This is a genomic window from Prauserella alba, from assembly GCF_024171735.1.
GTDB lineage: Bacteria > Actinomycetota > Actinomycetes > Mycobacteriales > Pseudonocardiaceae > Prauserella > Prauserella alba.
In genome coordinates, this window is record NZ_JAMTCH010000004.1 from 735,513 (window position 1) to 749,095 (window position 13,583).

Annotated in this window: 13 protein-coding genes; 7 read left to right on the forward strand and 6 right to left on the reverse strand. The window is 69.7% G+C overall.

The genetic code is table 11. The features are described from left to right. Positions 1–6 precede the first annotated feature (6 nt). The gene (gene mca, locus LY12_RS12270; protein ID WP_372493523.1) at positions 7–867 is read right to left on the reverse strand and encodes a mycothiol conjugate amidase Mca; all 861 of its coding nucleotides are present in this window, start codon (positions 865–867) and stop codon (positions 7–9) included. A gap of 67 nt (positions 868–934) precedes the next feature. Between mca and LY12_RS12275 the strand changes: the two genes are divergently transcribed. The 4 genes from LY12_RS12275 (at position 935) to LY12_RS12290 (ending at position 3,273) form a co-directional block, all read left to right on the forward strand. Next, on the forward strand, positions 935–1,108 hold the full coding sequence (locus tag LY12_RS12275) for a hypothetical protein (protein ID WP_253856111.1): 174 nt from the start codon (positions 935–937) through the stop codon (positions 1,106–1,108). A gap of 151 nt (positions 1,109–1,259) precedes the next feature. Continuing rightward, on the forward strand, positions 1,260–1,664 hold the full coding sequence (locus LY12_RS12280; RefSeq protein WP_253857335.1) for a DUF4307 domain-containing protein: 405 nt from the start codon (positions 1,260–1,262) through the stop codon (positions 1,662–1,664). A gap of 190 nt (positions 1,665–1,854) precedes the next feature. After that, positions 1,855–2,352, forward strand: coding sequence for a transcription elongation factor GreA (gene greA / locus LY12_RS12285; protein WP_253856113.1), 498 nt, complete (start codon positions 1,855–1,857; stop codon positions 2,350–2,352). 114 nt (positions 2,353–2,466) lie between these two features. Continuing rightward, positions 2,467–3,273 carry an MBL fold metallo-hydrolase gene (locus LY12_RS12290; RefSeq protein ID WP_253856114.1) on the forward strand — a complete coding sequence of 269 codons (807 nt, stop codon included), beginning with the start codon at positions 2,467–2,469 and terminating at the stop codon, positions 3,271–3,273. 117 nt (positions 3,274–3,390) lie between these two features. On the opposite strand, the gene LY12_RS12295 is transcribed toward LY12_RS12290, so the two are convergent. Then, positions 3,391–3,867, reverse strand: coding sequence for an Lrp/AsnC family transcriptional regulator (locus LY12_RS12295; protein ID WP_253856116.1), 477 nt, complete (start codon positions 3,865–3,867; stop codon positions 3,391–3,393). A 121-nt stretch (positions 3,868–3,988) separates the two neighbouring features. Here LY12_RS12295 and hppD point away from each other — a divergent pair, with 121 nt between their 5' ends. Beyond that, the gene (gene hppD, locus LY12_RS12300; protein WP_372493502.1) at positions 3,989–5,197 is read left to right on the forward strand and encodes a 4-hydroxyphenylpyruvate dioxygenase; all 1,209 of its coding nucleotides are present in this window, start codon (positions 3,989–3,991) and stop codon (positions 5,195–5,197) included. Between the two features lie 219 nt (positions 5,198–5,416). Here hppD and ilvA read toward each other — a convergent pair whose 3' ends face one another. Continuing rightward, positions 5,417–6,640: a threonine ammonia-lyase gene (gene ilvA / locus LY12_RS12305; RefSeq protein WP_253856118.1), complete on the reverse strand. Its 1,224-nt coding sequence runs from the start codon at positions 6,638–6,640 to the stop codon at positions 5,417–5,419. Between the two features lie 108 nt (positions 6,641–6,748). Here ilvA and LY12_RS12310 point away from each other — a divergent pair, with 108 nt between their 5' ends. Continuing rightward, complete coding sequence (locus LY12_RS12310) at positions 6,749–7,024, forward strand: hypothetical protein (RefSeq protein WP_253856120.1); 276 nt, start codon at positions 6,749–6,751, stop codon at positions 7,022–7,024. An 85-nt stretch (positions 7,025–7,109) separates the two neighbouring features. Here the strand turns inward: LY12_RS12310 and LY12_RS12315 are convergent, their stop codons facing one another. The 3 genes from LY12_RS12315 to LY12_RS12325 all read right to left on the reverse strand — a co-directional run bounded on the left by LY12_RS12315 (position 7,110) and on the right by LY12_RS12325 (position 11,346). Beyond that, a complete protein-coding gene (locus LY12_RS12315) occupies positions 7,110–8,267 on the reverse strand; it encodes a cystathionine gamma-synthase (protein ID WP_253856122.1) in 1,158 nt (385 codons plus the stop codon). A gap of 163 nt (positions 8,268–8,430) precedes the next feature. Continuing rightward, the gene (locus tag LY12_RS12320) at positions 8,431–9,855 is read right to left on the reverse strand and encodes a hypothetical protein (protein ID WP_253856124.1); all 1,425 of its coding nucleotides are present in this window, start codon (positions 9,853–9,855) and stop codon (positions 8,431–8,433) included. A 117-nt stretch (positions 9,856–9,972) separates the two neighbouring features. Then, the gene (locus LY12_RS12325; protein WP_253856126.1) at positions 9,973–11,346 is read right to left on the reverse strand and encodes a cystathionine beta-synthase; all 1,374 of its coding nucleotides are present in this window, start codon (positions 11,344–11,346) and stop codon (positions 9,973–9,975) included. A 134-nt stretch (positions 11,347–11,480) separates the two neighbouring features. Here LY12_RS12325 and LY12_RS12330 point away from each other — a divergent pair, with 134 nt between their 5' ends. Continuing rightward, positions 11,481–13,358: a bifunctional metallophosphatase/5'-nucleotidase gene (locus LY12_RS12330; RefSeq protein ID WP_253856127.1), complete on the forward strand. Its 1,878-nt coding sequence runs from the start codon at positions 11,481–11,483 to the stop codon at positions 13,356–13,358. Positions 13,359–13,583: the final 225 nt, after the last annotated feature.

The window sequence follows — 13,583 nt, forward strand, 5'->3', positions numbered from 1 at the left end:
GCAACATCAGGGACTCACCTTCTCTCGAACGCCCGCGAACAGATCGTCCTCCGGAACGGTGCTGTCGACAAGCGAGCGGGCCAGCTCGTACTCCTCGGTCGGCCACAGTCGGCGCTGGGTCTCGAGCGGAACCGCGAACCACCGGCTCGTCGGGTCGATCTGCGTCGCGTGTGCACGCAACGCGTCGTCGCGCTGCTCGAAGTACCCCGAGCACGGCACCTGGGTGGTCACCCGCTCCATGATGTCCGGCTTGTCCGGGTCCCACCGCTCCAGCCACTCGGCCCACGGCGATTCCTGCCCGGCCTCGAGCAGCGCCTCGTGGAACGCGGTGATCCGGGCACGGGAGAAGCCGTGCACGTAGTAGACCTTCGACGCCTGCCACGGCTCGCCCGCGCCGGGGAACCGGTCGGGGTCGGCGGCGGCGTCGAACGCGGCCATCGACACCTCGTGGGTACGAATGTGGTCCGGGTGCGGGTAACCGCCGTTCTCGTCGTAGGTGATGACGACGTGCGGGCGGAACTCGCGCATGACACGCACCAGCGCCTCGGTCGGCTCGTCCAGCGGCACCCTGGCGAAGCAGCCTTCCGGCAACGGCGGCAGCGGGTCACCCTCCGGCAGACCCGAGTCGACGAAACCGAGCCAGCGGTGCTGCACACCGAGGATCTTCGCGGCGTTGGCCATCTCCTCACGCCGGATCTCGTCCATGTGCTCGTGCACCTCGGGGCGGTCCATCGCCGGGTTGAGCACGTCGCCGGCCTCACCACCGGTGCAGGTCACAACCATCACCTCGGCACCCTCGGCCACGTACCGGGCCATGGTGGCCGCGCCCTTGCTCGACTCGTCGTCGGGATGGGCGTGCACGGCCATGAGCCGCAACCCGTTACTCGCCTCCGCCTGCCCGGTGTCGACCGACCCAGTTCCGTTCGATCCAGTCATGACCGACCAGACCCCTCTCACACCTGTGCTGTATCCGCTGCTGTCCACTGCGGGGCCGACGTCGCGCCGTCGGCCCACCTCCCGCGCCCCGCTGCGCGGCCTCACCGACGCGCCCGGACCGGGCTCGCCGACCCCGAACCCGCCCGCGGCGGGCCTCCCCGGATACTCGTAACGCCGGGGATGACATCCATCTTCCTGGTAGCCACGACAGCCCCGACCGGGAGGCCTCCGTTTTGCCCGAGGAGCCCACGTCCGACGACGCCGCCCGAGACACGTCGGCAGCAGGCGCGGCGCCGGCGGACCCCCAGCACACCCGGGACGTGATGGCCGACCGGTACGGCGCGAGGCGGAAGACGAAGCCGCGCCGCCGGTTGTGGCAGGTGTGGACGTTCACGGCGATCGCGCTGGTCGCGAGCAGCATCGCCGCCTATGTCGGATATCAGAACCTCGCCGGTGCACCCATCGATGCGCAGCGGGTGACCTACGACGAGCGGCCGGGCAACGCCGTGGAGATCACCATCGACGTCTCCCGCGACGACCCGGACCGCCAAGGGGTGTGCATTGTACGGGCGCGCAACAGGTCGGGCCAGGAAAGCGGACGGAAAGAGATTCTGGTCGCATCGGGCATCGAACGTGTCTCCACGGTGATCCAGAGCATCGGCCGACCCGTCACGGCCGACGTCTACGGCTGCAGCTACGATATTCCACGGTATCTGTCAAGCCCCTAGCGGCCAACGGAGTGAAACGCGCGCTGAATGCCCGGCGGTACTTACGCTGAGCGGCATTCGGCCATGGTTTCGTGGTAGTCTTTAGCATCGGCACGGTCCTTGCGGGGCCGTGTCTTTCCTTATTTCGAACCACGCCGTCGAGCGTGGCGGCCGGCCTGCACACCCAGGTTCGGCAGGCTAGGAGGAGATGGTGACCGTGAGCGACACCAAGGTGACCTGGCTGACCCAGGATGCCTACGACAGGCTCAAGAGCGAGCTCGATGAGTTGATCGAGAATCGTCCGGTCATCGCCGCGAAGATCAACGACAGCCGCGAGGAAGGCGACCTCAAGGAGAACGGTGGCTACCACGCGGCCCGTGAGGAACAGGGCCAGCAGGAAGCCCGCATCCGTCACCTGCAGGAGCTCCTGCGCAACGCGAAGGTCGGCGAGGCCCCATCGAACAACGGTGTCGCCGAGCCGGGCATGGTGCTGACCATCCAGTACGACGGCGATGACGATTCCGAGACGTTCCTTCTCGCGACACGCGAGGAAGGCGGCGGGGGCGAGCTCGAGATCTACTCGCCGGACTCGCCGCTCGGGCAGGCTCTGCTCGGCGCGAAGGAAGGCGAGACGCGCGAGTATCCGCTGCCGAACGGGAAGACCGAGAAGGTCAAGTTGCTGAAGGCCGTGCCCTACGGCGCCAGCTGACGACCCGCCGACGACCACGACAGCGGCGCGCCCCGGCCCCACGCCGGGGCGCGCCGCTGTCACATCGGCCGGTTTCCGCAGGTCCGCTCCGGCGAGGTCTGCCAGTCTGGTGCCATGAGCGCCGACCTGCCCATCTGCCTCACCTGCGGGACGCAGTATTCCCGACCGCGGCCGGACTGCCCGATCTGCGAGGACGTGCGCCAGTACGTACCGCCTGCGGGGCAGCAATGGACGAGCCTGGCACGGCTGCGCGCCGCCGACTACACGGTGGCGGTCGAGCCGCAGGCTCCCGGCGTGCACGGCGTCGGCACCCGGGAGCGGTTCGCGATCGGCCAGCGCGCACTCCTCGTACCCGCCGCATCGGGGAACGTGCTGTGGGACTGCGTCGCGTATCTGGACGACGAGATGGTCCGCCGGGTCACCGAACTGGGCGGGATCACCGCGATCGCGATCAGCCACCCGCACTACTACACGACCATGGTCGACTGGGCCGACACCTTCGACGTGCCGATCTACCTGCACGAACGTGACCGGCACTGGGTCGGCAGGCCGAGTGAACGCATCCGGTTCTGGGACGGCGACACGCTGCGCCTCGCCGACGACCTGACGCTGGTCAACCTCGGTGTGCACTTCGCGGGCGGAACCGTGCTGCACTGGAGCGACGGCGCAGGCGGTGCGGGCGCGCTGTGCAGCGGCGACATCGTGCAGGTCGTGCCGAACCGCGAGCTCGTCGCGTTCATGTACAGCTATCCGAACCACATTCCCGAACGGCCCAGCGTGGTGCGCAGGGCAGGAGAGCTGCTCGCCGGGTTCGCGTTCGACGACGTCTACGGCGCCTGGTGGGACGCCACGATCATCGGCGGGGCGAGCCGGATCGTCGACCGATCGGTGGCGCTGTACTTGCTGCAGACGTCCGGGTGATCACGGCAGGGGGCCACGGGTCGGCGGCCGCGGACCCGGCTACCGCAACCACGCACGGCGGCCGAGGCCCCGCAAGCGCGGGCCGGCGGTGTTCCGGGCGGAACGCCACGGGGAGTGTCACGGCCGGTCGCCGCGGGCGATCCGCTCCAGCAGGGGCCGCACCCGCGGTGCGACGGGGGTCGACAACGCGATCGACGTCGACGTTCTGCGCACGCCGGGAACGCCGACGACCTCGTCGATCACCCGCTGCAGATCGTCGTTCGAGCGGGCGACCATGCGGACGAACAGGTCCCCCTGACCGGTTGTCGCGTGCACCTCGCACACCTCGTCGATCGCGGCGAGTTCCTCCGCCACCTCACCCCGCCTGCCCTGGGCGATCTCCAGCACGGCGAAGGCGGTGAGGCCGTACCCGAGTGCGTCGAGGCGCAGCTCCGGCGGGAATCCCGTGAGCACCCCGTCGGCGGAGAGCCGATCAAGACGAGCCTGGACGGTGCCGCGTGCGACACCGAGCCGCCGCGCGCATTCGAGCACGCCGAGCCGCGGCGCATCGGTCAGCAGCAACAGCAGGCGGGCGTCGAGCGCGTCGAAGGTCATCGCGGACTCCCCTGGGCAGATTGTTCATTTTGATCTGACTCATCGTGACACGGCTGCACATATTGTCCAGTAGATTCACCGACAATTGCTCACTCTGCACGTCGGGGTCATGCTCACGTCCATGACGACGGAATCAGCGATGACCCCTTCCGAGCAGGCGATCGACGACATCGACTACGACCAGCTCCGACGGCTCGTCGGCCTGGTCGACCACGACGACTCGACGGACCCGTTCCCGGTCAAGGCGATGGACGCCGTCGTGTTCGCGGTCGGCAACGCGACCCAGACGGCGTGGTTCTACCAGGCCGCCTTCGGCATGCAGCTCGTCGCGTACGCCGGCCCGGAAACCGGGGACGCCGACCGCAAGTCGTTCGTACTGAAGTCCGGCTCGGCACGGTTCGTGATCAACGGCGGCGTGCGACCCGATTCGGCGCTGCTGGACCATCACCGCAAACACGGTGACGGCGTCACCGACCTGTCGCTCGAGGTGTCCGATGTGGACCGTTGCATCGCGCACGCCCGCAAGCAGGGTGCGACCGTGCTCGCGGAACCGCACGACGTCTCGGACTCCCACGGCACCGTGCGGATGGCTGCGATCGCGACCTACGGCGACACCCGGCACACGCTCGTCGACAGGTCGCGCTATGCCGGTCCGTACCTGCCCGGGTACGTGGCGCGGACGTCCACGGTGCCCCGTCCCGCGGGAGCACCCAAGCGGCTGTTCCAGGCCGTCGACCACTGCGTCGGAAACGTCGAACTCGGCGACATGGACTACTGGGTGGATTGGTACCACCGCGTGATGGGCTTCGTGAACATGGCGGAGTTCGTCGGCGACGACATCGCCACCGAGTACTCGGCGCTGATGAGCAAGGTCGTGTCGAACGGCAACCACCGCGTCAAGTTCCCCCTCAACGAGCCCGCCGTCGGCAAGAAGCGCTCGCAGATCGACGAGTACCTGGAGTTCTACGGCGGCGCGGGGTGTCAGCACATCGCACTGGCGACCGGCGACATCATCGCGACCTTGCAGGCCATGCGTGCGGCGGGGGTCGAATTCCTGGCGGTCCCCGATTCGTACTACGACGACCCGGAGCTGCGGGCGCGGATCGGTGAGGTGCGCGTGCCGATCGAGACGCTGAAGGAGCACGGCATCCTCGTGGACCGCGACGAGGACGGCTACCTGCTGCAGATCTTCACCAAGCCGATCGGCGACCGGCCGACGGTGTTCTACGAGCTCATCGAGCGGCACGGCTCGCTCGGCTTCGGCAAGGGCAACTTCAAGGCACTCTTCGAAGCGATCGAGCGGGAGCAGGAGCGCCGCGGCAACCTCTAGTCCCGGGGGAGGGAGAAAAGCCCCCAAGGGCACCTTCGGTGCACTGGATGCGCCGAATCCTCCCCTCACGCGCGGCAATGGCACTGCGCCAGCGCTTCCACAGCGAGGGGAAGATTCGGGGCGCCCGCCCGCCAGCCCGGCCACCACCCCTCACGGGCACGCTGGCACGTGGCTGCGTTCGATGCACCAAGGTGCCCTTGGGGGCACTACTGTGCGCGGTCAGTGGTCGGCGGAGGCCACCGTGTAGCCGGCGCGCTGCAGTTCGGCGATGACGTCGTCGCAGTGCTGCGGACCCCGCGTCTCCAGTTTCAGCGCCACCTCGACCTCGCCGATGCCGAGCCTTCCGGAGATCCGGGAGTGCTCGATGTCGACGATGTTCGCGCCGAGCTCGCTCATCCGCGTCACCACGCCCGCGAGTGAGCCCGGCCGGTCCGGCACCCACAGCCGCACGGACAGATACCGCGCCGCGGCGGTCATGCCGTGCTGGATGATCTGCATGAGCAGCAGCGGGTCGACGTTCCCACCGGACAGCACGGCGACGACCGGCGGCTCGAATGCGCCGCCGTGTTCGAGCAGCGCCGCCACGGGTGCCGCGCCTGCGGGTTCGACGACGAGTTTGCGCCGCTCCAGGCAGTTCAGCACGGCCCGCGACAGTGCCTCCTCACCGACCGTCACCACGTCGTCCACGAGTGACGTCACGTGTTCGAACGTCAGCTCCCCCGGCCGTGCCACCGCGATCCCGTCGGCCAGTGTGTGCGTGCTGTCCAGCCCCACCGGCGCGCCTGCGGCCAGCGACGGCGGGAACGCGGCCGCAGCGTCCGCCTGCACCCCCACCAGCCGCACCTCGGGCCTGCTCGCCTTGATGGCGCTCGCCACGCCGGACACGAGTCCTCCACCGCCGGTGGACACGAGCACCGTGCCGACGTCGGGCACCTGCTCCAGGATCTCCAGCCCGACCGTGCCCTGACCGGCGATGATGTCCTCGTGGTCGAAGGGGTGGATGAACACCGCGCCGGTCCGTTCCGCGAACTCGGCCGCGCCCGCGAACGCCTCCTCGAACGCCGTGCCCACCAGGTGCACGTCCGCGCCGTAGCCGCGGGTGGCGGCGACCTTCGGCAACGGGGCCTTCCGCGACATGAACACGGTCGCCTGCGTGCCGACCAGCGACGCCGCGAGCGCCACCCCCTGGGCGTGGTTCCCCGCGCTCGCCGCGACGACCCCGCGGGCACGTTCCTCCGCCGAGAGGCCGTGGATCCGCGTGTACGCGCCCCGCACCTTGAACGAGCCCGTGCGCTGCAGATTCTCACATTTGAGATGGACGGGGCCGCCGAAGGAGTCGTGGAACTCGCGCGCGTGCTCCATCGGCGTCACGCGGACGACACCGTCGAGCAGGTCACGTGCTTGCAGGATGCGGTCAAGGTCGACGAGCCGCGTGGCGGGCATGACTGTGACGACTCTCCCTCCGAGATCGGACTTCCGTGTATGTCGCGCGTGAGCATTGGGTACCCTGGAGCTGACCCAGGGGGACGAATCCACGACCGGAGGAACAGCATGGCACGGCCGTCGGCACCGCGGGACGCACGCTCGCAGGGCCGTGTCACACCGCTGCTCGCCGGCATCGTGTCCGCCATGGCACTCGCCGGAGCGGCTGTGTTCACGGTGGGCTACGCGTCCTGCGGCGATCCGGGTCAGTACGTGCGCCACGCCGACAGCGTGCAGTTCATCGGCGGTTGCGTGGACAGCGAGGAGCTGCCCACGACCGGTCCCGGCGAGCAGCGCGGCCCGGCCGGAGGCAACGACGAGGCGCCCCGCAACTACCGGCCGTAGCTGCCGCGGCCCGGCCTGCGCAGCCACCGGCGAACACCATCGCCGTGCCGCCCGGAACTCGCCGCGCGGCCCCGGCACACGTCGCTCAGCCCAGCGCCTGTCGCAGGTCGTCGACGAGGTCCTCGCCGTCCTCGATACCCACCGACAGCCGCACCAGCTCGGCCGGCACCTGCAGCAACGACCCCTCGGCCGAGGCATGCGTCATGCGACCCGGGTGTTCGATCAGCGATTCGACCCCGCCCAGCGACTCGGCCAGGATGAAGAGGTTCGTGCCCGCGGCGGCCTTCAGCGCGGCCTGTTCCCCGTCGACGTGGTCGAACGCGACCATGCCACCGAACCGCCGCATCTGCTTGGCCGCGACGTCGTGGCCGGGGTGGTCGGCCAGTCCGGGGTAGTACACCCGGGCGACCTTCGGATGGCTCTGCAGCATCGCGGCGATGCGCTCGGCGTTGTCGCAGTGCCGCTCCATGCGCACCGACAGGGTCTTGAGTCCGCGCAACGTCAGCCACGCGTCGAAGGCGCCCGGCACCGCTCCGGCCGAGTTCCGCAGGAAGAACAGCTGATCGCGCAGGCCGTCGTCACCGGTGACGACGGCCCCGCCGACCACGTCGGAGTGGCCACCGAGGTACTTCGTCGTCGAGTGCACGACGACGTCGGCACCCAGGTCGAGCGGTGTCTGCAGGTACGGCGTCGCGAACGTGTTGTCGACGACCAGTTTCGCCCCACCCTCGTGCGCGATGCCGGCGAGCGTCGTGATGTCGGAGATACCCAGTAGCGGGTTCGTCGGGGATTCGCACCAGACCAGCTTGGTCTCCGGGCGCATCGCGGCACGCACCTCGTCCACATCGGACAGGTGCGCGACGCTGTAGGTGATGCCCCAGCCGGTGAGGACCTTGTCGATGAGGCGGAACGTGCCGCCGTAGACGTCGTTGCCGAGCACCAGGTGGTCACCGGGTCGGAGCGTGGTGCGCAGCACGGCGTCGCTGGCGGCCATCCCCGAACCGAACGCCAGCGCGTGACGGCCGTTCTCCAGTGCGGCGAGTGCCGCTTCGAGGGAGGTACGGGTGGGGTTCGCGGTGCGCGAGTACTCGTAGTCGCCTTCCCGGGTGCCGCCGACACCGTCCTGGGCGTACGTGGAGGTCTGGTAGATCGGCACGATCACCGACCCGGTTCGCGGGTCGGGCTCCTGACCGGTGTGAATGGCGCGGGTGGAGAAGCCTGTGTCGGCGGATTCGTGGGACATGTGCCCACCCTATTGCGGGCGCGCCCGTCGGACACCCCGACACCGAAAATGACCTCGACCCCGGAACCGACGGAGCCCCGGCCGCATCGGCGACCGGGGCTCCGTGGATCGTTCTGTGCTCTGCGCAACAGCACCGCAGATCGATGCCGCGTTGTTCAGCGCCTCACCACTGGGGCGGCTGGCCCTGCGGCGGCTGACCGGGCGGCGGTCCCTGCGGAGGCGGACCGCCGTACCCACCGGGCTGCCCCGGTGGCGGACCCTGCGGCGGCTGGCCGGGAGCACCGAAACCACCCGACTGCGGGTTGGGACCGCCGGGCTGACCGAAGCCACCCGACGGCGGGTTCTGGCCTCCGGGCTGACCGAAGCCACCGGACGGCGGGCCGTAACCACCCGGCTGACCGGGCTGCTGCGGCGGCTGGCCGAACCCACCGGGCTGGCCGTGCGGCGGCTGCCCGAAACCACCCGGCTGCCCACCGAAACCACCGGGGCCACCCGGACCACCGAAGCCGCCAGGGCCACCGGGGCCGGCATTGCCGAGCCCGACGAACTGGGCTGCCTGCGGGATCAGACCGACGACACCGACGGCGAGCACCAGAATGCCGAAGATCAACTCGAAAACGATTCTCGCCGACGATCCCGCACCCTCGGCGAGAAACAGGATGGCGAACAGCAGGAGCAGGAACCCGCCGACCGCCTCGGCGATCGGCGCGATCTTCTTGAGCATCGGGTTCATCATCGCCAGGGCGTGCATCGCGCCGCCTGCCAGCGCTCCGAGCCCGCCGAGCAGCAACATCCAGCAGTAGAACGTGATGTAGCCGACGTAGCCGGCCACCTCGGACAGCAGCGTGATCGCCATGATCGTGCCGATGAGCCCGAGAAGCGCGACCGCACCCCCGGCGATCCACGCGAACAGCTGCGGGTTGCCGCCGCCCTGCTGGCCGCCGAAGCCGGGCTGGCCGCCGAACTGCCCGGGAGGCGGACCGCCGAAGCCGCCAGGCTGGCCGGGAGGCGGTCCGTAACCCTGCGGCGGTTGGCCGGGAGGCTGACCGTAACCACCCTGCGGCGGCTGACCCGGCGCGCCGAAGCCCGGCTGCCCCTGCGACGGGTCGAACCCGCCGGGCTGGCCCGGCGCGCCGAAGCCCGGCTGGCCCTGTGACGGGTCGAAACCCTGCTGCCCCTGCGGAGCACCGTAGCCCTGGGGGTTCACCGCAGCCGGGTTGTCGGCCGCACTCGGCGGCGGGGCGTACGGAATCGACGGCTGCGGCTGCATGTCGGGCGACACCAGCTGCGTCGACTCGGAGCCGCCCTGCGGCGGCTGCTGCTGGCCGGACTGCGCAGGCTGGACGACCTGCGTCGCCTCCCCACCCTGGTCAGCAGGCTGCTGCGGCGGCTGGGCCGCGTCGCCTCCCTGATCGGCAGGCTGCTGCGGCATCTGGCCGCCCTGATCCGACTGGCCGGGCTGCACGACCTGCGTCGGCTCGGCCGACTCGAACGGGCCGTCCTGGGCAGGCTGGGAACCACTCGGCGGCCCCTGCGGCGGCTGCTGCTCGCCACCCCCGGGCTGGTTCGGTGGCTGCGGAGCACTCATGTGGGCTTGAACTCCCTTGACGAGGACCTTCTTGTCTCTAGCTCGGGCACACGCTAGCGGATACACCTAATCGTGACCCGGAACGCCCCGCTGGCAGCGAGCGAAAACGAGCTGTCCTCACTCGCGCCCGGAGATGAACGCCAGCAGGTCCTGCCGGGTGACGACCCCCGCGGGTTTGCCACCCTCCAGCACCAGTGCACCATCGGCCGAGGTCAGCGCGTTGATGGCGGCGGTGATGGACATGCCGGCGCCGATCGTGGGCAGCGGCGGGGACATGTGGGTCTGCAACATGTCGGCGAGCGCGGCCTCACCGCCGAACAGCTTGTCGAGCAGGTCACGTTCGTTCACGGCGCCGACGACCTCAGCAGCCATCACGGGCGGCTCGGCACTGACGACCGGCATCTGGCTCACGCCGAACTCACGCATGATCGCCACGGCCTCGGTCACGGTCTCGTGCGGATGGGTGTGGACGAGGTCGGGCAGGGTGCCGTCCTTGCGCCGCAGCACGTCGCCGACGGTGGCGTCCGTCGAATCGGGCGGGAGGAAACCGTACGCGCCCATCCACGAGTCGTTGAAGACCTTGCCGAGGTACCCGCGGCCGCCGTCCGGCAGCAACACGACGATGACGGAGTCGGGGTCGCACCGCTTGGCCAGCTCCACCGCGGCGGCAACGGCCATGCCGCACGACCCGCCGACGAGCAGGCCCTCCTCGGAGGCGAGGCGGCGCGTCATGATGAACGAATCCGCGTCGGAGATCGCGATGATCTCGTCGGCGACGTCGCGGTCGTAGGTCTCCGGCCAGAAGTCCTCACCGACACCTTCGACGAGGTAGGGCCGGCCTGCTCCGCCCGAGTACACCGAACCCTCGGGGTCGGCGCCGACGATCTTGACCTTGCCCTCGGAGGCGTCCTTGAGGTACCGGCCGGTGCCGGAGATCGTGCCGCCGGTCCCGACTCCCGCGACGAAGTGGGTGATCTTGCCTTCGGTCTGCTGCCACAGTTCGGGGCCGGTCGAGTGGTAGTGGCTCTCGGGGTTGCTCGGGTTGGCGTACTGGTTGGGCTTCCACGCGCCGTCGATCTCGGTGACGAGCCGGTCGGAGACGCTGTAGTACGACTCGGGGTGCTCGGGCGGCACGGCGGTGGGGCAGACGACGACCCGCGCGCCGTAGGCCTCGAGGACGTTGCGCTTGTCCTCACTGACCTTGTCCGGGCAGACGAACACGCAGTGGTACCCCTTGCGCTGCGCGACCATCGCGAGGCCGATACCGGTGTTGCCCGAGGTCGGTTCGACGATCGTGCCGCCCGGCTTGAGCTCTCCGGACGCCTCGGCGGCCTCGACCATCCGCAGCGCGATGCGGTCCTTCACGCTGCCACCGGGGTTGACGTACTCGACCTTGGCGAGCACGAGCGGGCCTGCTCCGTCGGTCACGGAGTTCAGCTTGACCAACGGGGTGTCTCCCACGAGGTCGATGACGTGTTCGGCGTATTCCATGCCGCCAGAGTAATCAGCCGATGACCGTTGCACATCGTTAGTCGGGGTTCTTTTCGATTTCATTGTCCGAAAAGGACCACTGTGATTAGCTCACGGCGTTTCGACCGTCAAGTCCGTACCAAGGAGTCCCCGCCGTGAAAGCCCTGCCGAGACGGCACAAGCGGGTGGCGCGAGCTGCCACCGCCACCGCCCTCGCGAGCGCGTTGCTGACGACGTCCGGTGGCGTCGCAGGAGCCGCACCGAACGCGAAGGCGTTCGGCTTCTTCGACGACGTGCCCGCGTTCACCCTCAACGTCCTGTTCGCCAACGACATGGAATCCGCGCTGCTCGGCGTGTCCGGGGACGGCACCGACGAGGGCGAGATCGTCGACGGTGGGCAGCAGCCCTACGGCAGCCCGTCGCGCATGGCGACCGTGATGGACGACCTGCGCAAGGACGCCGTGACGGGCTGGCCGGAGCCGGGCCAGGCGCTGTGGCGCGGCGAGGTCGCCGTATCCGGCGGCGACAACTTCCTGGCCGGTCCGGAATTCTCGGCCAGCCAGGAGGACGGCGCCCCGTTCTACGACGCACGCGCGGTCGACGAGATCGGCTTCGACGCCACCACTATCGGCAACCACGAGTTCGACTTCGGCCCCGAGGCGTTCGCCGACTTCATCTCGGCGTTCGACGGTTCGCTGGAGTTCGTGAGCACGAACGTGGACGTCTCCGGTGAGCCGACGCTCGACGCCCACGCCAAGGACGGCACGATCCTCAAGAGCAAGGTCCTGCGCTCGCGCGGCCAGCGCGTCGGCATGATCGGGCTGACGACTCCGGAACTGCCGTCGCTGTCGAGCCCGCGCAACGTCGAGGTCGACGCCGAGATGGCGAAGCTGACCAACGCGCTGGCGTCCGACTTCGCCGACCGCGGTATCGACAAGGTGCTGCTCGTCTCGCACCTGCAGGACATCGACAACGAGCTCGAGCTGGTGCCGCAGCTGAAGGGCGTGGACGCGGTCGTCGGCGCGGGCGGCGGCGAGATCCTCGCCGGCGACGACGACAGGCTCATCCCCGGCGACGAGGCCGAGCGCGGCTTCCCGCTGTACGCCGACGACGCCGACGGCAACCGCGTTCCCGTCGTCACCACGACCGGCGACTACAAGTACGTCGGCAGGCTCGTGCTGAACTTCAACTGGCGCGGCGAGGTCATCGACGTCGACGAGGCCGAGACCGGACCGGTGCGCGTGTCCGGCGTCGGCCCCGACGCGGTACACGGCGACGAGAAGATCCGGTCCGAGGTCGAAGAGCCCGTGGCACAGCACCTCGACGAACTGGCCGAGACCACGGTCGCGACCAGCGAGGTGCCGCTGAACGGCGTCCGGGGCGACGTGCGCTCGAAGGAGACGAACCTCGGCAACCTGGTCGCCGACGGCCTGCGCTGGACGGGCGAGCAGAAGGCCGAGGAGTACGGAGTGACGCCGCCGCAGGTCGGCATCCAGAACGGCGGCGGCATCCGCAACGACTCGACGCTGCCCGCGGGCGACATCAGTGCGCTCGACACCTACGACGTCGCACCGTTCTCCAACTTCGTCGCGGTCGTGCCCGAGGTGCCGCGTCAGGTGTTCCGCCAGCTGCTCGAACGCGGCGTGGCGGCCTCCCCCGACGCCGCGGGCGCGTTCATGCAGGTCTCCGGGGTGAAGTTCACCTACGACCCGAACGGCAAGGCGCAGGTCGTCGACGAGAACAGCGGTGAGGTGCTGGAACCGGGCGAGCGCGTACAGGACGTGACGCTCGACGACGGCACGGTCGTCGTCGAGGACGGGCGGGTCGTGGAGGGTGCGCCGATCTCGGTCGCCACCAACGACTTCTCCGCCCGAGGCGGCGACGGCTACCCGTTCGGCGATCTGGACTTCACCTCGGTCGGCACGACCTACCAGCAGGCCGTCGAGGGCTACCTCACCGACGGGCTGAGCGGTTCCGTCACCGCCGAGCAGTACCCGGAGGGCGGCAACGGCCGCATCACCACAACCGGTTGATGAGCCACGGGGCGGCGCGGGGAGCCGGCGGGCTTCCCGCGCCGCCCCGCCGTCACCAAACCACGGATCGACACCGGAAGTCCGCCGGCCACGACCGCGCGCCCCGCAGGCTCACCACCCCAGGTGGCACCGAGCCGATCCCGGTGCCGCGCGGCGTCGACGCCCCACCCGGCACGCTGCCCATGACACGCATCGGTCCTCTCCTTTCCGGTGTCGAAGGCCTTG